Origin of the sequence: Microbacterium sp. TPD7012 (genome assembly GCF_003075395.1) — a bacterium.
In the GTDB taxonomy this organism is placed as follows: domain Bacteria; phylum Actinomycetota; class Actinomycetes; order Actinomycetales; family Microbacteriaceae; genus Microbacterium.
On sequence record NZ_QDFV01000002.1, the window covers coordinates 284929 to 307619 of the forward strand.

A 22691-nucleotide genomic window follows, 5' to 3' on the forward strand; every position below is an offset into this window, starting at 1 on the left:
CGATCCCCCTTCCGGCGTCAGCGCTCGATCTTGTCGAGGTGGAGCATCCGCGCGAGGTTCTTGTCGAGCTCGTCGTCGCGGAAGATCTTCTTCCAGTCGTCCTTGATGATGCTCTCGCGGCCGTAGTCCATCGCGATCAGGCACGCGTCGGAGAACGGGTTGTCGCCGCGCAGACCGTTGGCGAGAGCCACCTGCGTGTGGCCGTAGAGGATGCTGCGGGCAGCGGCCTCCGGAACGCCCATGGTGTTGACGGTCTCCTGCAGGGCCTCGTTGAGCAGGTCTCCGATCATGCAGGCGACGGTCTCGACGAGGGTGGGCTCGAGCTGGGCGAGCTGCTTGATCGTGACCCAGTGCACGTCGATGACGGGCGCGTAGATCGCGCGGACGGTCGCCTCGACGATCGCCTTCTTCGCCTCGTCGTCGCTTTCGATCGCGGCGATCGCGTCCTGCGGGGCGGCGATGCCGCCGAACGTGTCGGCCCACTGCTCCGGGGTCTCGCGCTGCAGGAAGATCGACGGGTGGCACGGGTGCGCCACGGCCTGGATCACGTCGTCGCGCGTGGTGAGCAGACCCGCGTACGCGGCGGCGGGGTCGAGCGTCAGCAGGATCGCACCGGAGCGCAACTGGGGGACGAGATCCGCGGTGACCGGGCCGAGGGCCAGGTCGGGAACGGCGAGCACCACGATGTCGGCGTCGGCGACGGCCGTGGAGGCATCGGTGAGCTCGCGCCCGGCGTCGACCGTGCGCTGCTGGCCGGCGGGGGAGTTCTCCACGTACCAGACGGTGTGGTCGGTCTTCACGAGGTTGTTGGACACGCGCATGCCCATCTTGCCGCCGGCGCCGATGACGGCGATCTTGTAGGTGGCGGTGCTCGTCGACGTGTCGGTCATGATGTGCTCCTCAGTTCTTCCAGGGTGAGGCGGGTCCATTCCCGCTCGGTTCGGATGGTGGTCTCGGCGTCGTCCTGCCAGGGCAGCCAGTGCTCGACGATCTCGTTGATGCCGCGCTCGCGCGGCCGGACCGTGGCGAGCAGATGGGCGTAGTCGTGCAGACCGGTTCCCATCGCGCAGCCGGAGTATGTGAAGCCGACCCAGCCCGGCTGGCGGGCGAAGGCGAAGTCCTTCACGTGGATGTTCCTGGTGAGGGCCGCGGTCTGCTCGACGCAGGTCCGCGGGCTCTCCAGCTGGGCGACGACATTGGCCGGGTCGAGGCAGACGCCGAGGTTCGGGCTGCCGACGCGCTCGATGATCCCGAGGAGGTCGGCGGTGGGCACCTGTTCGTACGTCTCGAGGGCGAGGGTCACTCCGGCGGCCTCGTAGGAGCGGATGCTGTCGCGAAGCCAGGACTCCGCCTCGTCGTCCGAGGGGCGCGAATCCGGTCCGTAGAGCATGCTGCGTACGAGCCGAGCGTCGAAGATCGCGGCGAGCTCGAGGAAGCGCTCGAGGTGCGCGGGGACGATGCCCTTCGTGCCGAGCTCGATCGTGAGGCCGAGGTCACGGGCGGCCGCGGCGGCGTCTCGCACCTCGTCGTCGCTCATCTGCTCGAGCGGGGCGTAGTCGCAGATCTGGAAGAGGTCGACGCCCTGGGCGCGGGTGTCCTCGAACGCGCCGACCAGGGTCAGCGGCTCGGGCGCGCGCTCGGAGTGCTGCCAGAAATAGGCGTAGGTGCCGAGGCCGATCACGCCGCACCTCCCGTGGGTCCCTGAGCCTGTCGAAGGGCCGCCAACTCCGCCGCCTCATCGAGCACGGCGACGAGGGCGTCGGGATCGTGGGCGAACCGGCCGAGGAAGACACCGTCGACGTCGTCGCCGAGCGCGGTGAGAAGGCCGGGGCCGGCCGCTCCGCCGTAGATGACGGTGGAGTCCGCGCGATCGGCATCGCCATCGAGCGCGGCGCGCAGCGCGGCCGCGACGACACGGATGTGGTCGTGGGGTGCGGGCTCGGGCGCGCCGATCGCCCAGACGGGCTCGTACGCGACGATCACGGCGCCGGCCGGGGCATCGGCGAGGGCGGCGCGCAGCTGGGCGACGGCGACCTCGGCGGCATCCGCAGGATCCTGATGCGAGGTCTCGCCGATGCACAGGAGTGGGGTGAGGCCTGCGCGCAGGGCGGCGGCGGTCTTCTGCGCCACGACCTCGTCGGTCTCGGCGAACAGCCGGCGGCGTTCGGCGTGCCCGATCTCGGCGATCGTCGCGCCGACCTCGGCGAGCTCGGACGCCGCCACCTCTCCGGTGTAGGCGCCCCCGTCTGCCGCGGCGACGTCCTGTCCGCCGATCCGCACCGGGGTTCCGTCGAAGGCGGCGATCGCCGGGAGCACCTGGAGGAACGTCGGCGTGATGAAGAGCTCGACCGCGCCCGATCGCACGGCCTCGTGCGCGCGGACTCGCGCGGCGACCGCGTCGAACCATGTCGCCGCCTGCTGATGACCGAAGTACATCTTCAGGCTCACGCCGACCGTCACCTTCGTCATCAGCAGGATCCGGTGGACTCGTATTCGCCGATGACCGCGACCTTCTCGGCCGAGGCGCTGCTCGGGTCGAAGCGGTACGTCAGCCACTCGCGCACGAGACGGCGGGCGAGCTCGATGCCGACGACGCGCTGACCCATCGTGAGGATCTGCGCGTCGTTGGAGAGCACGCCGCGCTCGACCGAGAAAGAGTCGTGGGCGGTGACGGCGCGGATGCCGGGGACCTTGTTGGCGGCGATCGCGACGCCGAGACCGGTGCCGCAGATCAGGAGGGCGCGGTCGGCCTCGCCCGCAGCGACGAGCTCGGCGGCGGCGATCGCGACACGCGGATACGCGGTGTGCCCGTCGGCATCCACTCCCACGTCGACGACGCTCGCGACGATGCCGTTCTCCTCGAGGTCCTTCTTGAGGATCTCCTTGTAGTCGAAACCGGCGTCGTCGCTGCCGATCACGAGGCGGAGGGTGTCAGTCATTGCGGTTCCTTTCGAGGTCGGCGAACACGTCGCCGACGGCCGTCACGATCAGCGCGAGCGAGTGCGCGCCGGGGTCGGGGGTTCCCACGCTGTTCTGACCGTGGGTGCGGGCGCGGCCCATGCGGGGGAGCAGGTCGGCCGTGGCGGCGGCTGCGCGCGTGGCGGCATCCGCGGCGGTCCGCCACGCGTCGACGAAGGAGGCTCCTCCGTCGGTCGCAGAGGTGAGGGTGCTGCTGAAGGGGACGAGGGCATCGACCAGCGTCTTGTCGCCGACCTCGGCCTTGCCGTACTCCATCACTCCGCGGGTGCCCGCGGCGACGCCGGTCGCGACCGCGGCGGCATCCGGTCGTCCGGCATCGCCGAGCCGTGTCGCGATCGCGTTCAGGATGACGCCCCACAGCGCGCCGGAGGTGCCACCCGCCCGGTCGGCCCAGGCATCGGCGGCATGCGCGAGCGTCGTCGCCGCACCCGCGCCGGCCTGAGCGGCGGCCGTGGCGCCGGCGAGGGCCGCGTGCGAGCCGCGCTGCATGCCGATGCCGTGGTCACCGTCGCCGGCGATGGAGTCGATGCGGCCGAACTCCTCGACGTGCTCGTCGACCGTGTCCGCGATGCGCTGCACGGCGGCCTGCACGACGGCGGCGACGGCCACGGACTCCTCGTCGCCGGGTTCGACGGCGACGGCGGCGACGGCATCCGCTTCGACGATCTCAGCGCGCGCGGCGGCGAGCACCGACCCCCGGCGATAGGCGGGGGTGTCGACGGGGGTGTCCCAGAGCTGCTCGAGCTCGTCGTCCAGCCAGAACAGGGTGAGCGAGGTGCCGGCCATGTCGAAGCTCGTGCAGTACTCGCCGACGTGCGGGTCGACCAGGACGAGACCGGCATCCGCGAGCAGCTGCGCGATGCGCCGGTAGACGACGAACATCTCCTCGTACTTGAGCGAACCCAGGCCGTTGAGGATCGGGACGACGCGCGCGCCGGAGGTCTCGACACCCGCGGGAACCTCGTCGAGCAGTCGGCTGACGAGGAGCTCGGCCAGGCCGTCGGCCGACGGGATGTCGGTCTCCTCGATGCCGGGCTCGCCGTGGATGCCGAGACCGATCGCCATCCGCCCGGCGGGGACCGTGAACAGCGGCTCGGGGGCACCGGGGAGCGTGCATCCGGAGAAGGCGACGCCGAAGGAGCGCGTGCGCTCGTTCGCGAGAGTCGCGACGCGGGTGACGCCGGCGAGGTCGTAGCCCGCCTCGGCGGCGGCGGCCGCGGTGCGGAACACCGTCAGGTCGCCGGCGATGCCACGGCGCTTGTGCTTCTCGTCGACCGAGGCGCTGAAGATGTCATCCGTGACGGTGACCGTCTCGCAGGCGATCCCCTCGGCGCGGAGCTTCTCCTGTGCGGCGTCGAAGTTCAGCACGTCGCCGGCGTAGTTGCCGTAGCTGAGGAAGACTCCCGCACCGCGGTTCGCGGCCTTCGCCACCGTGTGCACCTGCTGGGTGGAGGGCGACGCGAACAGGTTGCCCATCACGGCGCCGTGGGCGAGACCCTGGCCGACGAGTCCGCCGAAGGCAGGGTAGTGGCCGGAGCCGCCGCCGATCACGACGGCGACCTGGCCCTCGGGGACGACCGTGCTGCGCACGACTCCGCCGGGGACCCCACGCACCGAGCGCTCGTTCGCGGCGATGAAGCCCGCGATCATCTCGTCCGCGAAGTCGGCGGGGTCGTTCCAGAGCCTGGTCATCGCGTCTCCTCCACGGCGGGTGTGGGGGCGGTGGCGCCGGGGAGCACGCGGCTCCGACGGGCGAGGATCACCATCAGCACGGCCGAGAGCAGCATGAACCCGCCGACGATGAACATCGGCACCTGGTAGCCGCCGGTCCAGTCGTGCACGGCGCCCGTGATGTACGGGGCGCTGAAGCCGGCGAGGTTGCCGATCGTGTTGATCAGCGCCACGCCTGCGGCCGCCGCGACGCCGGTGAGGAACTGCGTCGGGAGCGTCCAGAAGTTCGGCAGGGCCGCGAAGATCGCGCAGGCGGTGACCGTGATGACCGCGATGGTCGCCACGGGGGATCCGGTGAACAGCGCCAGCGGGATGGAGACCGCACCGGCGACCGCGGGGATCGCGATGTGCCAGGTCTTCAGGCCGCGCTTGCCGGCGTCACGCGACCAGAAGTACATCACGACGGCGGCCGGGAGGTACGGGATCGCGGTGATGAGGCCCTTCTGCAGCACGTCGAACGTGCCGCCGGTCGCCGTCTGGAAGCCCTCGATGATCGTGGGCAGGAAGAACGCCAGCGCGTAGAGGCCGTAGATGAAGCCGAAGTAGATGAACGACAGCATCCAGACGCGTCCGCTGGAGAACGCGAAGCGCACGGAGACGTGCTTCTGGCTCGCCGCGGTGGTCTTGCGCTCAGCCTCGAGGGCCGAGGTGAGCCAGGTCTGCTCCTCGAGGGTCAGCCACTTCGCGTCGGAGGGCTTGTCCTTCAGGTAGAACCAGGCGATGACGCCGACGACGATCGCGGGGATCGCGACGCCCATGAACATGAAGCGCCAGCCCTCGAGGCCGAAGAAGACCCCGTGCTGCTGGATGAGCGCTCCGGCGAGCGGGGCGCCGATGACGGTGGTCAGCGGCTGAGCCAGGTAGAAGAGCATGAGGATGCGACCGCGGTACTGCGACGGCACCCAGAGGCTGAGGAAGAGGATCGCGCCCGGGAAGAAGCCGGCCTCGGCGACACCGAGCAGGAAGCGGAGCACGACGAGCTGCTCGAAGTTCTGCACCCAGGTGAAGAGGAGGGCGACGATGCCCCAGCTGACCATGATGCGGGCGAGCCAGCGGCGCGCCCCGAACTTGTGCAGAGCGAGGTTCGACGGCACCTCCAGCAGGATGTAGCCGATGAAGAAGACCCCCGAGGCGAAGCCGAACTGCGCGGCGCTCAGGGCGAGGTCGTCGTTCATCCCGTTGGGAGAGGCGAATCCGATCGCCGTCCGGTCGAGGTAGTTGATGAAGAACATCAGTGCCACGAACGGTACGAGGCGTATCGAGACCTTGCGGATCGCGGACTTCGCGACAGGCGTTTCGGTCTGGGTGGTGTCCACGGTGACTCCTGTATCGACGGTGATCGCGCAGGGTTTCGTCCGGTGCGCATCATCCATACTGCACAACCGGTTGACCAATTTCAAGTCGCTCGTGGTATTTCGGTGACGGTAGGTTGGCAACCATGCCCGCGTTTCCCGGTGAACCCGTCGACGACATCGCCGCTGCGCTGACCGCGATCCCCTCGGGCACGCCGGTGTCGGAGGTGGCCCGTCGGCTGCTCGATCTCTTCACCGGCGGATCCATCGCCCCTGGCACGCGCCTGCCTCCGGAGCGCCAGCTGTCGGCATCGCTCGGCGTCGGTCGATCCGCCGTGCGCGAGGCGCTCGCCGCCTTGGAATTGCTGGGGATCGTCGATGTCCGCCCCGGCTCCGGCACCTACCTCCGGGGAGCGGCGAGCGAGCTGCTGCCGCAGACTCTGCGCTGGGGCCTGCTGATCGGCGAGCGCAACACCGCCCAGCTGCTGGAGCTGCGCGAGGGCCTCGAGATCTTCGTCGCGCGCCTGGCCGCGGCCCGAGCCGACGCCGCGATCATCGAGCGACTCGAGAAGAGCGTCGAGCGGATGCGGGCGAGCATCGACGACCTCGCCACCTTCGCCCGCGCCGACCTCGACTTCCACCACGCGCTCGCCGAGGCGGCGGGGAACGAGACGCTGACCGATCACGTGCATGTCGTGCGATCGCTGCTGCAGGTGTACGCCGATCGTGCCGTGCACGACCCCGCGCACGCCGAGCAGGCCGTCGCCGAGCACGGCGCCGTGCTGGATGCCGTCCGCGCCGGCGATCCGGATGCCGCGGCATCCGCCATGGCGATCCATATGTCGACCGCGACCACGCGTCTCCTCGACGCCTGACGACGGCGCTCATCCGCTCGGTTCGTGCCTGCGCATCCGACCCGTTATGATGGCTAGGTGCATCCGTGCTTTCGGGTCGGATGCCTGGAGACGTCGCATAGTCCGGCCGAGTGCACCACCCTGCTAAGGTGGAGTCCCCTCACGGGGACCAGGGGTTCAAATCCCCTCGTCTCCGCACCTGGATCGTTCAGACGATCCCTCCTCCGAGTCGCACCCGATCTCCGATGCGTCTGAAGACGACCTCGGTCGTGATGCCGGGTGCCAGCACGATGCGCGGCCCGAGCGCGTCCGTCGCACGGCACTCCAGTTCGGCAGCGATGAGCTGCGCCGTCCCCGACGCATCGAAAGTCCACTCCATGTCGATGGAGATCCCCGGTCTCGCGATCAGCCCTGTGACCCGCCCCGGCCCGAACGAGCGGGGGACTGCCGGGAGCAGATCGAGCGCGCCCTCGTGGGACTGCACAAGCATCTCCACGACCGCGGCGAGGTAGCCGAGGTTGCCGTCGATCTGGAACGGCGGATGCGCCGAGAAGAGGTTGGGGTAGAGGCCGCCCACCCATGTTCCGCGATCGACCGACATGTCGCGGAACATCAGCTGCAGCAGTCGATCGATCTGCTCCGTCTGCCGCAGCCGCGCTCGCAACGCGAGCTTCCACGCCAGAGACCACCCGGTGGATTCGTCGCCTCGCTCGTCGAGGAATCGACTGGCCGCGGCGAGGAGTGCAGCATCGCTCGAGCCCGGGCCCGGATAGAGGAAGTAGAGCGGGGACAGGTGACGATGATGCGGGTCGGTCGGCGTGAGATCGCCGGCCCACTCGGCGATGCTGCCGGAGCTCGAGATGCGCGGTCCCGGGATGCGGGGGAGGGCGTCGATCGCGGCGAGCACCACCTCGTCGTCCGCGCGTCCGAGAACGCGCCCTGCGTCGATCAGAGCGCGGAGATGGTCGCGCACCAGGTCCAGATCCAGAGCCGCGGATGCCGCGACGGCACCCACACCCTCAGCGGTCACGAAGTCGTTCTCGGGGGACGTCGAGGGGGACGTCCCGAGCTGTCCGTCCGGCGCCGCCCGGAGAATGGCGAGCGCGAACCGTGCCGCGGACGCCAGGATGCCGAATCGTCGCTCGAGCACCGCGCGGGAATCGCCGTAGGAGGCGTGATCGATGAAGCGGCGGGCGAGCCAGAGGCCGCCCATGGGCCAGAACGCCGACTTGGCATCGTGCGTGCCGTGCCCGATCATCTGCGTGTACGCCCAGGCGTCGGTGTTGTGATGCGCCACCCACCCGTCGGTGCCGTACAGTCGGCGAGCGGTCTCCGTGCCCCGTTCCGCGAGCCGTCCGATGAGGCGATCGAGAGGCTCGGCCGTCTCGGCCAGGTTGACGGCATCCGCCGCCCAGTAGTTCATCTGCAGGTTGATGTTGAGCGTGTAGTTGCAGCTCCACGGCGGACGGATGCTGTCGTTCCAGATGCCCTGGAGATTGGCGGGGAGCGTGCCGGGCCGCGACGAGCAGATGAGCAGGTACCGACCGTAGTTGAAGAGCAGGGCAGCGAGCGCGGGATCGCGTTCCAGTCGCACACCTCCGACGTCGAGGTTCTCCAGGCGCCTCCCGGTGTCGCCCGCGGTGGCCCCGGAGCCGAGGTGGAGCACGGTCCTCTCGTAGAGCGCGGCGTGATCCGCCACCTGATCGGCCCGCACGAGATCGAGCCCGCGGTCCCGTGCGGAGCGGACCCGGCGACCCGCCTCGCGCGACGCCGACTCGGCATCGCCGCGCAGGGCGCGGCCGTCGTCGGCGTAGGTCGTCGCGGTGGCGAGGACGAGAGTCAGTCTCGTCGCAGATCGCACCCCGATCGCCTCTGTGATCGACTCATCCGTGACGCCGTCGTGCTCCACGGCGATCACCGCGGCGCCCTGCAGAGACTCGCTGACGTCATCGGAGTAGCGGACCGGCCGGTCGGCATCCGTGTGGGGTGGGAAGACGTCGACCGGCATGCGGAGCAGCATCTCGAGGACTCCCGTTCCGCGCCGGTTCGCGAGGACTCTGAGCGCGCTGGTCATGCGGACGCGTATGTCGACCGGTTCGCTCGCCGTGATGTCGTGGATCAGGACGCCGTCCGGCGCGCTCACCCGTGTGACGTGGGTGAGGTCGACGCCGCGGACGCGCCCGGACGCCGTGTGAGTCGCCGTCGGCAGGTGCAGTTCTCGATGGTAATGGTCGACCGTGTCGGTCGATGCGTGGGGAGGCGGATCGACGCGGATCTCCACGTCGGCGAACGGGAGGTAGGCCTGGCTGTGGCGATGCTGGAGCGCGCGCAGTGCGTGCTCGGCATCGGCGTATCGCTGTTCGGAGACCGCGGTTCTCGCGCGACGGAGCGCTTCGGACGCGATATCGGCCGCGACCGGTGCGAGCAGTTCAGAGCCCGGTCCGCCTGACCACGCGGTGTCGTCATTGATCTGCAGGCGAGGGGAAAGGAGGTCGCCTGAGCACATCGCGCCGAGGCGGCCGTTGCCGAGCGGCAGGGCCTCGTCGAAGGTCTCTGCGGGATGGGAGTATTCGAGGCTGTGAACCATGACCTGTCTTCTTCGAGGTGACAAACGATTATCGATTACTGTATGTTATGACTGTTCTTCCACAACGATGTGTTCTTGAAAGGATCGACGATGCTCAGACGACGGAAACTCGCGCTTGCCGCTGCCCTCACCGCGACCACGGCCGCCCTCGCCGGGTGTGCCACGGGCGGAGGTCAGGGCGACGGGAGCGCGACCGAGATCCGCATGCTCGTGAACGTGACCCCCAATCTCACCGAGGAGTGGTGGAACGATCTCGTCGCCCCCTTCGAAGAGGCCAACCCCGACATCGACGTCGTCATCCAGAACCCCGGTGCCGAGGGAGTCACAGCGGCGGTGCCGCGACTGCTGGCGTCCGGCGACGTGCCAGACATCGTGCAGAGCATCCCTCCGTCGCTCGAGCTCGCCCCGGAGCTCGTCGACCTCTCGAAGTACGAATGGGCGTCGGAAGGCCCTCTCGCCGACCAGTACTCGATCGACGGCGCCTATTACATGGCCGGCATCGGCGTCCAGTTGCAGAGCCTCATGTTCTACAACAAGGCCGCGTTCGAAGAAGCCGGCATCGCCGAGGTCCCGACCACCCTCGAGGAGCTCGACACCGCACTGGGCAAGCTGTCCGCAGCGGGGTGGGTTCCCCTCCAGACCGGCGGCGATTGGATGTCCAGCCACCTGCTCCAGGCGATCGGGCTTCCCTCGATCATCGCGGAGCACCCGGACTGGTTCGCCGAGATGGACGGCGGTGAGCTCACCTTCAGCGACACGTACGCGGATGCCGTCGAGCAGTATGCCGACTGGGTGAAGGCCGGCTACATCCCCCAGGATGCGCTCGGGGTCAAGTATCCCGATGCGGAACAGGCCTTCCTCGCGGGCAGCAGCGCGATCTACCCGATGGGCAGCTGGTTCGCGGGCACCGAGGCCAAGACCGAGGACGCTCCCGAGATCGGCGTCTTCCGCGCACCCGCCGTCGCGGGCGTGGACAACCCCGCGATGGGTGCCAACATCGCGAGCCCGTACCTCATCATGAAGTCATCGGAGCATCAGGACGCCGCGGCGAAGCTGATCGAGTACCTCACCACGGATGAGACCGCGGTCATGGATCAGCTCGTGGTCGACGGCAACTTCCGCGACGGCTACGAGTACGACATGACCGCGCTGGGCGAGGAGCTCTTCGCGATCGTCGCGGACACGCCTGCCGCCGACTACACCCCGACCGGTGAAGGCTACGGCGAGCGCGTTCTGCCCGGCGGGTACTCGACCGAGATCAACGCTCAGACGCAGGCTCTGCTGGGCGGTGTGCCGGCTGCGGATGTGCTCACCGCCATGGACGCCTGGTTCGACGCCAACCGCTAGCAATCCACTCCGGGGGTGCTGCAGCACCCCCGGTCCCCCCCTCGACGACGGAGGTCCCTGATGGCAGTGAGTGCCACATTCCGCCCGACTGCGGCTCGCGCGTCGCGGAGCGCCGCGCAGGTCTGGCGCCACCGGCTGCCCGGCATCATCATGGGCGGCCCCGCACTGCTGGTGTTCATCGCGATGTTCATCATCCCGATGATCCTCGCCGTCGTGCTCAGCTTCACCGACTGGAACGGCTACAGCCTCAACTTCACGTTCGTCGGGGTGGAGAACTACCTCTCCGCCTTCCGCAATCCGCGAACGGTGGATGCCGCGATCTTCACGGCGACCATCGCCCTCATCGGCACGGTGCTCTGCAACGTCGCCGGGCTCGCGGTCGGCGCTCTGATCGCCGGACCCGGCCGTGCCAACACCGTGATGCGGACGATCTTCTTCTACCCGTACATCATCAGCGCGCTCATCATCGGCTTCCTCTGGTCGGCGATACTCGCGCCCCAGGGCGCGACCAACGGGCTGCTCGAGCAGCTGGGGATCTCGGCGCTGCCGTTCCTCACCGACACGGGATGGGCCAAGGCGAGCGTCATCTTCACGGTGGTGTGGTCGCACTTCGGCTTCAACATGATCCTCTACATCGCCGGCATCAAGTCCGTCCCCGCGGAGTTCTACGAGGCGGCGACGGTGGACGGCGCGTCCCGCTGGCAGCAGTTCCGGCACGTCACCATCCCGCTCATCGCTCCGGTCGTCACCGTCAACCTCGTCCTGACGCTCGTCGGCCTGCTCAAGGTCTACGACATCGTGCTCGCGCTGACCGACGGCGGTCCAGCCGGATCGACGCAGACGATCGTCTACCAGGTGCTGAAGGACTCGTTCGCCCAGGCCGAGCTCGGGTTCGGCGCAGCCCAGTCGGTGATCCTCCTCGTCGTCACCGCGGTCCTCGGTCTGGCCGTGACGCTCGCCAGGCGCGGCTCCGAGAAGAAGGTGACGGACTGATGATGACCACCACGCAGACGAGGACGATCATGACGGTATCCGCTGGCATCATCGAGGAGATCGAGCCGCTGGAGGGACCGCGTCGACGCCGTCCCCGTCGGATCCGATCCCGCGGTCCACTCGCTCGTGTGGGCGCCACCCTCAAATGGGTGCTGCTCGGCTCGGGAGCGCTCGTGATGCTCGTGCCGCTGTACATCATGATCATCAGCGCGTTCAAGCCGCAGGAGGCGATCATCCGCTCGCCTCTCGCGATCGATCCGAGCATCTTCACTCTCGAGTACCTCGCCGAGGCGATAACGAGCGAGAAGTTCAACGTCATCGGCGCCTACGGCATCACGCTGCTCTTCGTGGTGCTGGTCAACGTCTTCGGCATCGCGCTCGCCGCCCCCGTCGCCTACGTGATCGCGAGAGGTCGCTCCCGATGGCATCTGGGGCTGCTCCTGGTCTTCGTCTCGGGGCTGTTCATCCCCGGGCAGGTGACGCTCATCCCGGTCGTCTTCGTGCTCCGACTGCTCGGACTGATCAACACGATCCCGGGGTTCCTCCTCTTCGAGACGGCGGCGACGCTGCCCGTGACGATCTTCCTCTTCGCGGCCTATCTCCGCACCGTGCCGAGGGACATCGACGAGGCCGCCTCCCTCGACGGAGCGGGTCGCATCCGGGCCTTCTGGTCGTGCATCTTCCCGATCATGAAGCCGGTGGTGGCAACGGTCGTCGTGCTCAACTCGATCAGCGTGTGGAACGACTTCGCCAGTCCCCAGATCATCCTGGGACCGAGCTCCGGCATCTACACGGTCACCACCGGGGTCTACGCCGCGGTGGGCGAGTTCTCGACGAGCTACACGACGGTCTTCCCGACCCTTCTACTCGCTGTCGCGCCCGCGGTCCTGTTCTTCATCGTCATGCAGCGCCACATCATCGGCGGCCTCGTCGCCGGCGCGACGAAGGGCTGACCCCGTGACGATCGACATCCCCTCGACGCCGCTCCGTGCCATCCCGGCCTGGGCCGTCCTCCAGCGCCGCGTCTTCGACGAGATCGAGGTCGCCTGGAGGAGCTTCTCCGACAGGTACACGGGCGGTGACGGCCGGCTGAACTGGTCGGGCTCGTTCGACAGTCGAGACGGTGTGGACGACTTCTACGAGCCGTTCTTCAACTGGCCGACCTTCCATGCGCTCGGCGGCAGCGACGACATCCTCATCGCCGCGAAGCGGCACTGGGAGGGCGTGACCGCGCAGCTCACCGAGGCAGGCATGCTCACGGAGGAGTTCGAGAACGGATACGACTGGTTCCATCAGGGGGAGTCGCTGCTGTTCTTCTACGCGCTGTGCGCTGCCGACCCCGACGACGTGCGATTCGCGGATCGAGCCCGGCGATTCGCGGAGCTCTACACGGATGCCGCGCACGGCAACTACGACCCGACCGCGAACATCATCCGGGCTCCCCACAACGGAGCACTCGGCGCACTCACCGGGCTCGGCAGGCAATGGCAGGCGTACTCGGCGAGCCAGCCCGAGATGCGACCGTACGGGCTGCCGCTCGAGCACCTCGACGGGATCCGCACGTGGGACGATCTCGCGAGTCCCGCCAACGCCGAGACCATGGGGCGTGCGATGCAGGAGCTCGCGATCGGCGATGTCCCCGTGAATCTCGCATCGACGAGCCTGGTCGTCAACCGGTGGCTCTACGACGGAGACCCGGCGGCCGCGTCCTGGGTGCAGCGATACGTGGACGGCTGGATCGGACGGGCCGCGGATCACGGCGGGCTCATCCCCGACAACGTGTCGCCGGAGGGGATCACCGGAGGGCGCCACGACGGTCGCTGGTACGGCGGTCACTACGGCTGGGGATGGCCGCACGGTCTGCATTCGGTCGGGATGGTCGCCCTCATCGGCGGCATCAACGCGTCGTTCGTCACCGGCGACGACCGATATCTCGACCTCGCCCGCACAGCGCTCGACACCGTGCTCGACCACTCGATCACGGCATCCGTCGCCGAGACGCCCTTCAGCATGCGCGGCAGCTGGCTCGCGAAACTCGGCTCGGCCGCGTCAGAGCCGATGACTCTCGTCCCCTACCGCTACGGCCGCGACGGCTGGTTCGACTACGGCCCGCTCTCCCTCGACCTCCCGACGTGGTTGTGGTGGTGGTCGAGAGACGCCGCCGACCTCGAGAGGCTCATCCGCGTCATCGACGGCTACCCGCGCACGGAGCACCCGGTGATGCCGTTCCGGGACAAGCTGGAGGCGGGACATGAGGCGCCGTGGCTCGAGTTCCTCGCCGGCAGGCTCCCCGACTACCCCGAGCAGGCACTGTCGATGGCGCTCGGTCAGATCGCGCGCCGCGTCGCGATCATGGACTCGGACGAACTCGATCCCGACGGCGATCACCTCCATTTCTGGCAGCGCGTGAACCCGGTCGTCACCGAGGTGCTCGGTCAGCTGATCAGCGGGACGCCGCAGATCCTCTACAACGGAGGACTCCCGTTCATGGCCGTCGCCTATGAGGATGTCGATGCGGCCCGACCCGGTCTGCCGCCGGATGTCGCGGCCCTCGTGCACCGACTCGACGGAGCCGAGATCGAGCTCGAACTCGTCAACACCTCCCACACCCGAACGCGCCGCGTACGGGTTCGGCCGTCGAGATTCGGCGAGAAGCGGATCAGCGGCGTCACGAGCGAGGGCGAACGCGGGGGCGTGCATCCCGGCGCGTCCACGACCTTCGCCTCGGTTCCCGGTGAGCGCTTCTCCGAACACCGCGACCTCGACGTCCCGGACGTCGTCGTCGTGCTGCCTCCCGCCCACGGTGCACGGCTCACGCTCACCACGGTGGCGGCATCCGATCGTCCCACCCACAAGCGCCCCGGCAGGGCAACCTCATGACCGACGACATCGCCGGCAGTACGCCATCCAGAGCACAAGGAGCTCCACCCATGTCCGATTCCCCGATCGAGCTCGCTCGACCAGACTTCGACCTTCCCGTGCGCGGCGGACGATTCGAACGCGCCGACGTCGAGTCGATCGCGAGAATGGGGACGGTGTCGTCGGCGACGGCGTGCGCCAAGCTGCACGGGATGGGGATCACCCGCTCGTTCGTCGACGGACCGCAGGCGCTCTCACCGGGACAGCGCGTCGTCGGCTCCGCCCTCACCCTGCAGTTCATGCCGCAGCGGGAGGACATGGCCTCCGGGCTCGGGCAGGAGTACGTCGAACGTCACACGGCGCTGTGGGAGGTGCTCGAGACGGTGCAACCCGGAGACGTGCTCGTCATCCAGGCCTACGGCAGCCGATTCTCCGGCTGCATCGGAGACATACTCGCCAGCTACTTCGCCCGCAAGGGCGGGGCGGGCATCGTCGTCGACGGACGCATCCGCGATGCCGGTCGCATCCGCGACCTCGGCATCCCCGTCTGGTCCACAGGCACCACGCCGCACTACGCCTCGCAATCCGAGCTCTTCCCGTGGGCGTACGATGTGCCCGTCGCCGTCGGCGGTACCCTCTGCATGCCCGGTGACCTCGTCGTGGCAGACGACGACGGCCCCGTCATCGTTCCGCAGCGGCTGGCTCATGACGTCGTCGATGCGGCGCAGGATCACGAGCAGTGGGAGGTCTTCAGCAGGCAGCGGCTGGAGGAGGGAGCGGTCCTGAGCGACTACTACCCGCTGTCGCCCGACGCTCGGCAGGAGTACGAGTCGTGGCTCTCCGCCCGAGCCTGAGGCCGGCGAGCGGCCGATCGGGTTCGCTGCTGGCGGGGTTGGGGTGCGCGCCCATCGGGAACCTCTACACACCCGTCCCCGATGACGCCGCGACGGCGACCATCGCGCGCGCCCTCGAGCGCGGCATCCGCTTCTTCGACACCGCCCCGCACTACGGGGCGGGGGAGAGCGAGCGACGCCTGGGCGCCGCTCTCGCCGGGGTGCCGCGCGACGACGTCGTCATCGCGACCAAGATCGGGCGGAGGATCGTCGCCGCCGACGGGGCGACCGTGGAGACCGGCGGCATCGGCGTCGACACCACAGGCGACCTCACCCGCGACGGAGTCCTGAGGAGCCTCGAGGGCAGTCTGCGTCGCCTGCGCACCGATCGGATCGATCTGCTGCACCTGCATGATCCGGAGGACGTCGATCTCGCACTCGCCGAGGTGATGCCCGTTCTTCACGATCTGCGGGACCAGGGCGTCGTGCGCGCGATCGGAATCGGTATGGTCCGCACCGCTCCGCTGGTGCGCTTCGTCGCGGAAGCGGAGGTCGATGTCGTCATGCCCGCGGGCCGGTTGACCCTCCTCGATCGGTCAGCCGAGGAGCAGCTGCTGCCGCTCGCCCGTGAGCGCGGCGTCGGGATCATCGGGGCTGGAGTGTTCAACTCCGGGATCCTCGCCGACCCGGTGGGCTCGCCCTACTTCGACTATCACGCCGCCTCCGATCGGCACCGCGAGCAGACGGATGCCTTCGCGGAGGTGTGCCGCCGGTGGGGTGTTCCGCTCGCCTGGGCGGCGGCGCGCTTTCCGCTGCGATACGCAGAGGTGGAGGGGATCGTCGTCGGTGCTCGCACGGCGCACGAGGTGGACGATTTCGCCGACGGACTCGAGGCCGAGCTCCCCGGTGAGCTCTGGGAGGAGCTGGACGAGGCGGCATCCGGAATCGCTCGATGACTCCCATCGTCGATGCGCACGTGCACCTGTGGGACGTCGAGCGGATGTCGATCCCCTGGTTCCGTGACGACCTCCGGCTGCCGCGATCGGTGACGGCATCCGAGCTGCGCGGGGCGTTGGCGGAAACGGACGTGCGCTCGGTCCTCGCCGTGCAGGCGGCGGACACCCTCGGCGAGGCGCGATGGCTGCTCAGCGAGGTGTCGTCGCTGCCGGCAGCCCGCGTCGTGCTGCAATACGAGCCGCACGATCAGGAGTGGAGCGGCGCGACGGGTGCCGCGATCGAGGAATCCGGCGGCCGCGTGGCCGGCATGCGCGTGGCTGCACCCGCCGCTCGGGCGGATCTCGCCGACGTGCCGCACCTCGAAAGGCTCGCGGAGGGACTCGCGGAGACGGGAAGGGTCATGGAGGTGCTCATCCGGGCCGAGCAGCTCCCCGCGGTGCGAGGGCTCGCCGAACGGCATCCGTCACTCGCCATCGTCGTGTGCCACCTCGGTCTCGGGATGGCGGAGCCGACCCGGCGATGGCGTGATGATCTGCGGTCGCTGGTCGACCTGCCCGCGGTCGTGGCGAAGTTCTCCGGCGTCGCACGGACGCCGGGCGATGTGCGGCGACTGCGTTCGCTCTTCGCCGATGCCGAGGCCGCGGTCGGAGTGGACCGGCTGATGTTCGGCAGCGATTGGCCGATGTCGTCTCGGGTGCTGCCCTACCGAGACCTCATCCGTCTGACGGCCGAAGCCGTCGGAGAGCTGGACGCTGTCGGTGCGCGAGCATTCTGGTCGGGTACCGCCGCGCGGACCTACTCGCTCGCCTCGTCCTGATCGGTCGGGACGAGCAGCGTTCCGGCGGCGTGGGCGCGGAAGAGCTCTGCGGCGGCGGCCGGATCGGACCCTTCGAGCACATCGAGGAGGCTGCGGTGCCAATCCGCCACCTGTACCCAGTCTCCCGGGAAATGTGGGTCGCCGAGCACGTGCATCGATCGCAGGCTCGGCTCGATGATGTCCCACATCCGAGGGAGATAGCCGTTGCCGCTCGCCTCGATGACCGCCCGGTGGAACGCGAAGTCGAGCTCGCGGAACTCACCGAGGCGCAGGTCGTGGGCGGCGGTGTGCATCTCGTCGATGAGGCCGCTGAGGCGGCGCCGCGTCGCGTCATCCAGACGACCGCAGGTGAGCGAGCCGGCGAGCGATTCGAGAGCGGCTCGAGCGACCTTCGCCTGCTCCACCTCTTCGTCGGAGTACCTGGCGACGAAGTTGCCCTGGTGACGGATGTGCGTCACCAGACCCTCGTGCGAGAGCCGCTTGAGCGCATCGCGGACCGGGGCCTGACTGACCTCGAGCTTGCGGGCCAGCTGAGACTCGACGAGCTGTTCTCCCGGGTGCAGGGTCGCATCCTTGATCATGGCCTTGATCAGCACATAGATCTGGTCGGAGAGCAGGCCTTTCTGCAGACCGGTGACCGAGCTGAACACATCGCTCATGTGCACACCATAACCTCTCTATGACAATCGTTCACAGCGTCACGCCCGACCGCTGTACGCGTCGAGCCAGGCGTCCGCGATGATGCGGGATCCCGTGGCTGTCGGGTGCACGCCGTCGGGGGCGAGGGCTTCGCCGCCGACACCCGCCGCGGCCTCGGAGAGGATGCCGTGCAGCGGGACGAACGATGCGTCGAGCTCTGCAGCGATGGCGGCGACCGCGCGCCTCTTCCCTGCAAGGTCGTCGAGCCACTCGCGCTGCTCCGATCGCACGGGAAGCAGGAAGGGCTCCATGAGGATCAGGCGGGGAGCATGGTCGCGCGGCCAGACGTCGAGGAGGTCGCCCAGGGCGTCCTCGAATTCCTGCGAGGTCGTCGGATCTCCGTCGTCGAACCGGCGCCAGGTGTCATTGACGCCGACATACACGGTGAGTGTGGAGGGGGAGTGGGACAGGACGTCGCGCTCCCATCTGGCGGACAGGTCGCGGACGCGGTCGCCGGCGATGCCGGCATTGATGATCCGGGAACCCGGCAGCTCGGGGGCCACCAGGGAGACATACCCGTCACCCAGGGAATCCGGCCGGCTCCTATCGCGACCCGCGTCGGTGATCGAGTCGCCGACGAACATGAGGATCTCGTGTGCTGACATCCGCTTCCTTTCCTTGCCACCACTCTATCGATAATCGCTAGAAACATGCGGAAGGGGCGGTCGCCGATGCGACCGCCCCTTCCGTCGGATCAGACGCGTGACCGTCGACGCAGGACGAACGCCGTGCCCAGGATGAGCAGCACCGCCGCGAGCGCACCGGCCGCCCAGCCGACGGAGCCGCCCGTGAGCGCGAGACCGCCGCCGGATGCGGAAGGCCCGGTCGGCGCCCCGGGCCCGCTCGGGCCGCCCGGCTCTCCGGGCTCTCCGGGTTCCGACGAGCCCACCGTCGGGGCGAGCAGCAGCCCGTTGCCCTCGACGTAATGGAAGACGTTCAGGTAGCCCTCCGAGGCGATCGTGTTCGCCGCGTCCGAATCGACCCGGCTCCACACCGTGACGCCGTCGACGCGCAGCACCAGCCGGGAACCGGCGGTGGCCTCGGCTCCGGCGGCGACGACGCCGAACTCGATGGTGTGGGGCGTGCCAGCCGAGATCGTCGAGTTCGGGATGACGTCGATCATCGTCTGGCCCGGCTTCCAGCTCTGGAACTCGATGACGTCCTCCTTGATGACGACCAGGTAGCCCTTGTTCCCATCGACCCACGGGGGATCGCCGGGACGGTCGGAGCGCACCGCGAAGCCGAACCAGCCGTCCTCGAAGGCGTCGACGGTGGCATCGAACCTGAGGAGCCCGTCGCCGAACGTCTCCGCGGCGTAGCCGACCACCCCCTCGGCGGTCACCGAGACGCCCGCGTCGCCCACCGAGACGGCCTCCGACGCCGGCCATCCCTCCACATCGGTGAGTCGGTCGCCGAGATCGATCACGGCGTACTCCGGATCGGTGACGGCCACGGTCGCGGCAGCCGTGACCGAGGGGTTCACCACGGAGGTCGCCGTGATCACCACGTCTCCGGCGGCGACGCCGACGACGGTCCCGTCCTCCGCCACCGAGGCGATGGCCGGGTCGGCGCTCGTCCAGGTGACATCGGCACGCGCATCCGGCGGGGTGACGGACGCGGTGAGGGTGAGGCGCTCGCCCGCCGCCAGCCCGACCGACTCGTGCGAGAGGGTCAGGCCCGTCACTTCCACGGGAACGAGCGACAGGCGCACGTCGTCGAACTCGACGTGTGCGAGATCCTGCACGTAGAACCCGACCTTCCCGCGTACCTCGGGCGCCGGGTTCTCGCCGTCGATCACGAGTTCGCCATCGACGCTGACTCGGATCCCGGATGCCGTCACCACCAGCTCGATGTCGTAGACGGTGTCGGGAGCGAGGCCCTCGCCCGCAGGCAGCACGACGGATTCGACCGTTCCCCACGCGCCGTCGAAGATGATCCACTCCGAACCGGCGGCGAGGTGCTGATAGCGCACGTATCCCGCGGTGGTCGCTCCGCTGCGGTCGTAGATCAGCATCTGCCCGCCCTCGGTGAGCTCCTCCGGGGTGCGCATCTGGAACTGGAGCACGTATTCGCCGAACTGACGATCCAGCTGTCCGTTCGCCCCTCCGCGCACGCGGTACCAGTGGTCGCCGCTCTCGTCCTCGACGAGCGTGAGGTTGCCGTCGACCGGCCACCCGTTGCCGCCGGATTCGAAGTCGGTGAAGTGCAGCACGCCGTCTCCGTCGAGCACGACCACGACCATCTGATCGGCGAGGCCGGGGTCGGCGACCGAGGTCGCCGTGACCGTCACCGAGCCGGGAGCGAGAGCGGTGAGCACGCCACCGGCATCGATGGACGCCACCGCCGGGTCGCTGCTCGTGTAGGTCACCGAGGTGTCGTCCGCATTCCACGGCACCGCCTCGGCCGCGAGGGACAGGGATTGGCCGAGGGGCACGGCCGCCTCATCGGCGGGGAGGTGGATCGACTGGAGCGGGATGGAGTCGATGCCGTCGCTGACACCGACCGAACCCTGCAGGCCGATCTGATCGAACGGGATGGCGGCGAAGCCGGGCACCGCGTCGAAGACGGCTGCATCCTCGGCGAGCCGGAAGTCCTCCCCCTGCCAGTCCACGAAACCGGGATCGGAGTCGGTCACCCAGTTGTCCGCGTAGCTCATGAGCTCCACGACATCACGGGCGCCATGCGCGTTGACATCACCGCTGCGAGGCATCGTCGGGTTCCAGGTGACGTTGCGCTCGAAGACGTTGTGCGCGGGGAAGTGATGGTCCTCCTCGAAGAACGTCAGCAGCTCGGGGTGCTGCGCGGCGTACGGAGTGTCGACGAATCCGTTGTTCTCCTCGAACAGCTCGATCCATCCCGGCATGTAGTCGGTGTCGACCTTGTTGCCCGGTTCGTCCCCCATCCACATCTCGTAGTTGTTGTAGGGGATGTGCGTGTCGACGAAGACGTTGTTCCTGGCGGTGATGTAGTCGCCCGAACCGTTCTTGATCGCGTCGTTGCCCATCCGGTAGAACACGTTCTCCTCGATGAGGAGATCGCGGGTGAGGTTGTCGGGATAGATGCCCTCCACTCCCAGGCGGCCGATTCCGGTGTCATGGAAGTAGTTCCTCGAGATGACCGTGCCGCGCTGCTGGGGAGTGGCGCCGGCGTTCATGTAGATCGCGCCGAGATCCTGGAACAGCTTGCATATGTCGTAGATCTCGTTGTACTCGATCAGATGATTGTTGCCGTGCACGATGATCCCGGGGTGAGGCGCATCGTGGATCTCGTTCCCGCGCCCGATGTTGCCGACCCCGACGAACATCAGCGCCGGGTTGTAGGCCTTGTGGTAGTAGGCGAAGTCGTGGATGTGCGAGTTCTCCACCCGGATGTTGCCAGGCGTCAGCGTCTCGGCATCGCCGCCCTGGAGCACGGCGGCCACTCCGCCGATGTGGCGCAGCTCGGATGACACGATCGCGTGGTCGACGCCGCCTCGGTTCACCGGGATCTCGTCGTAGGTGTAGCGACCCGGGGTGTTGAATAGCACGCCGCCGTCGGCGAAGTTCTGGATGTCGCTGTTCGTGATCTGCACATCGGCTCCGCCGAGGATGACGGCGGCCGTCGCGCGTCCGTATTCGAGGACGAGCTCGTCGAAGCGCACGTGCGATGTCTCATCGGTCCAGATCATCGGCTCGTCGAGCATCGTGACCGTGGCTTCGGCGTCCGTGGTCGAGAACGCGGCGTTCGGCAGGTGATAGAGGATGCCGGCATCGCGGTCGATGTAGTACTCGCCGGGGGCATCCAGCTCTTCGAGGAGGTTCTCCGCGAAATGGAAGTCCTCGAACCACGTCTTCATGAGGCCTGACATCTCGCCGTAGGCGAGGCTGATCGTCTTGGCTTCGGTGTCGATCGATTCGATGCGGTTGTACGACCACTCCCAGCTGTATCCGAAGATCCCGTCGAGCCAGATGTCCTCGGCTTCCGTCCAATACTGAGGGCGGTCGTAGGTGTACGTGAAGGTGCCGCCGCGCTCCTGGAGGTCCGCGTCGCCCTGCACCGGGCCGGCATCGAGGATCTCGCCCATCTGCACGGTGTCCGTGTTGGGCCAGCGCGCGAGCGTCTGGCCCTCTCCGCCGACGTAGAGCTCCATGGGCGGCGTCTCGCTGACGTCGTTGGCCTTCCAGTATCCGTGGCGGCTGACCTGGCCGTAATCCGTGATGCCGAGCGCTCCGAGGTCGAGCTGGAGGACGCGGCTGTGGGCGGAGTCGTCGATGATCCGGTCGAGTACCGCAGGATCGTCCACGGGCACGAAGGCGTTCTTGTCGAGCTCGACGCCCCCTGTCAGACGCGCGGTCTCGCCCGGGTAGGAGCGGTACGTGATCGGGGCATCAGCGGTCCCCGAGTCCTCCGCGGTGAGTTCGAACGACTCGGAGCGTGGATACGAGCCGCCGCGGAGGTAGACGGTCGCGCCTTCGTCGAGGCCGTTCGCCACACGCTCGACTCGAAGCGCGTCGCGCGCGGCCTCGAGTGACTTGAGCGGCGCATCCTCCGTGCCGGCGGCGGAGTCATCGCCGTCGGGGGAGACGTAGACCTCGAAGGGACCGGCCGCAGATGCGGGTTGCGCGCCTGCGGGTGCCAGGGCGAGGCCGACGGCCAGAAGGAAGGCGGTGCAGAGGGCGATGGGCATGCGCTTCATTGCGTCGTTTCTCCTCGGTGAGTTCGGCACGCGCTGCGCGGGCAGCTGCGGACCATGCGTGAGATCCG

At 68.5% G+C, this 22691-nt stretch carries 18 protein-coding genes and 1 tRNA gene; 9 read left to right on the forward strand and 10 right to left on the reverse strand.

What is annotated here, in order from left to right:
- Positions 1–17: 17 nt before the first annotated feature.
- Genes DC434_RS05370 through DC434_RS05395 form a run of 6 tightly spaced genes read right to left on the reverse strand, consistent with a single transcriptional unit; the run spans position 18 to position 6026 of the window.
- Positions 18–890 carry a phosphogluconate dehydrogenase C-terminal domain-containing protein gene (locus DC434_RS05370; RefSeq protein WP_116634258.1) on the reverse strand — a complete coding sequence of 291 codons (873 nt, stop codon included), beginning with the start codon at positions 888–890 and terminating at the stop codon, positions 18–20.
- Positions 887–1681 (reverse strand): TIM barrel protein, encoded by a 795-nt coding sequence (locus DC434_RS05375; RefSeq protein ID WP_116634259.1) that lies wholly within the window; start codon positions 1679–1681, stop codon positions 887–889. The genes DC434_RS05370 and DC434_RS05375 overlap by 4 nt, the downstream gene beginning before the upstream one ends.
- Positions 1678–2469: a triose-phosphate isomerase family protein gene (locus DC434_RS05380; RefSeq protein WP_116634260.1), complete on the reverse strand. Its 792-nt coding sequence runs from the start codon at positions 2467–2469 to the stop codon at positions 1678–1680. Before DC434_RS05380 ends, DC434_RS05375 begins: the two co-directional genes overlap by 4 nt.
- The gene (locus DC434_RS05385) at positions 2469–2939 is read right to left on the reverse strand and encodes a ribose-5-phosphate isomerase (protein WP_116634261.1); all 471 of its coding nucleotides are present in this window, start codon (positions 2937–2939) and stop codon (positions 2469–2471) included. The genes DC434_RS05380 and DC434_RS05385 overlap by 1 nt, the downstream gene beginning before the upstream one ends.
- Positions 2932–4671, reverse strand: a complete 1740-nt coding sequence (locus tag DC434_RS05390) for a dihydroxyacetone kinase family protein (protein WP_116634262.1) — start codon at positions 4669–4671, stop codon at positions 2932–2934. Before DC434_RS05390 ends, DC434_RS05385 begins: the two co-directional genes overlap by 8 nt.
- Positions 4668–6026, reverse strand: coding sequence for an MFS transporter (locus tag DC434_RS05395; RefSeq protein WP_243408822.1), 1359 nt, complete (start codon positions 6024–6026; stop codon positions 4668–4670). Before DC434_RS05395 ends, DC434_RS05390 begins: the two co-directional genes overlap by 4 nt.
- A gap of 122 nt (positions 6027–6148) precedes the next feature.
- Between DC434_RS05395 and DC434_RS05400 the strand changes: the two genes are divergently transcribed.
- Together DC434_RS05400 and DC434_RS05405 are read left to right on the forward strand one after the other, a co-directional pair.
- Entirely contained in the window at positions 6149–6877 is a 729-nt protein-coding gene (locus tag DC434_RS05400; RefSeq protein WP_116634264.1) for a FadR/GntR family transcriptional regulator, read from the forward strand.
- Positions 6878–6963: 86 nt separating this feature from the next.
- A tRNA-Ser gene (locus tag DC434_RS05405) sits at positions 6964–7052 on the forward strand.
- Between the two features lie 12 nt (positions 7053–7064).
- Here DC434_RS05405 and DC434_RS05410 read toward each other — a convergent pair.
- Positions 7065–9443: a glycoside hydrolase family 95 protein gene (locus DC434_RS05410; RefSeq protein ID WP_116634265.1), complete on the reverse strand. Its 2379-nt coding sequence runs from the start codon at positions 9441–9443 to the stop codon at positions 7065–7067.
- Between the two features lie 90 nt (positions 9444–9533).
- Between DC434_RS05410 and DC434_RS05415 the strand changes: the two genes are divergently transcribed.
- Genes DC434_RS05415 through DC434_RS05445 form a run of 7 tightly spaced genes read left to right on the forward strand, consistent with a single transcriptional unit; the run spans position 9534 to position 17249 of the window.
- Positions 9534–10790 (forward strand): extracellular solute-binding protein, encoded by a 1257-nt coding sequence (locus tag DC434_RS05415; protein ID WP_116634266.1) that lies wholly within the window; start codon positions 9534–9536, stop codon positions 10788–10790.
- 60 nt (positions 10791–10850) lie between these two features.
- A complete protein-coding gene (locus tag DC434_RS05420; protein ID WP_116634267.1) occupies positions 10851–11783 on the forward strand; it encodes a sugar ABC transporter permease in 933 nt (310 codons plus the stop codon).
- A 29-nt stretch (positions 11784–11812) separates the two neighbouring features.
- Positions 11813–12736, forward strand: a complete 924-nt coding sequence (locus DC434_RS05425) for a carbohydrate ABC transporter permease (protein ID WP_116634756.1) — start codon at positions 11813–11815, stop codon at positions 12734–12736.
- Positions 12737–12740: 4 nt separating this feature from the next.
- A complete protein-coding gene (locus tag DC434_RS05430; RefSeq protein ID WP_116634268.1) occupies positions 12741–14663 on the forward strand; it encodes a hypothetical protein in 1923 nt (640 codons plus the stop codon).
- A gap of 50 nt (positions 14664–14713) precedes the next feature.
- The gene (locus DC434_RS05435; protein WP_243408823.1) at positions 14714–15496 is read left to right on the forward strand and encodes a ribonuclease activity regulator RraA; all 783 of its coding nucleotides are present in this window, start codon (positions 14714–14716) and stop codon (positions 15494–15496) included.
- Positions 15475–16431 (forward strand): aldo/keto reductase, encoded by a 957-nt coding sequence (locus DC434_RS05440; protein WP_116634270.1) that lies wholly within the window; start codon positions 15475–15477, stop codon positions 16429–16431. Before DC434_RS05435 ends, DC434_RS05440 begins: the two co-directional genes overlap by 22 nt.
- Positions 16428–17249, forward strand: coding sequence for an amidohydrolase family protein (locus DC434_RS05445; protein ID WP_116634271.1), 822 nt, complete (start codon positions 16428–16430; stop codon positions 17247–17249). The genes DC434_RS05440 and DC434_RS05445 overlap by 4 nt, the downstream gene beginning before the upstream one ends.
- Here DC434_RS05445 and DC434_RS05450 read toward each other — a convergent pair.
- The 3 genes from DC434_RS05450 to DC434_RS05460 form a co-directional block, all read right to left on the reverse strand.
- The gene (locus DC434_RS05450) at positions 17228–17908 is read right to left on the reverse strand and encodes a GntR family transcriptional regulator (RefSeq protein WP_116634272.1); all 681 of its coding nucleotides are present in this window, start codon (positions 17906–17908) and stop codon (positions 17228–17230) included. The genes DC434_RS05445 and DC434_RS05450 overlap by 22 nt on opposite strands.
- Before the next feature lie 39 nt (positions 17909–17947).
- Complete coding sequence (locus DC434_RS05455) at positions 17948–18553, reverse strand: SGNH/GDSL hydrolase family protein (protein WP_116634273.1); 606 nt, start codon at positions 18551–18553, stop codon at positions 17948–17950.
- 89 nt (positions 18554–18642) lie between these two features.
- Entirely contained in the window at positions 18643–22623 is a 3981-nt protein-coding gene (locus DC434_RS05460) for an Ig-like domain-containing protein (protein ID WP_207769910.1), read from the reverse strand.
- Between the last annotated feature and the right edge of the window lie 68 nt (positions 22624–22691).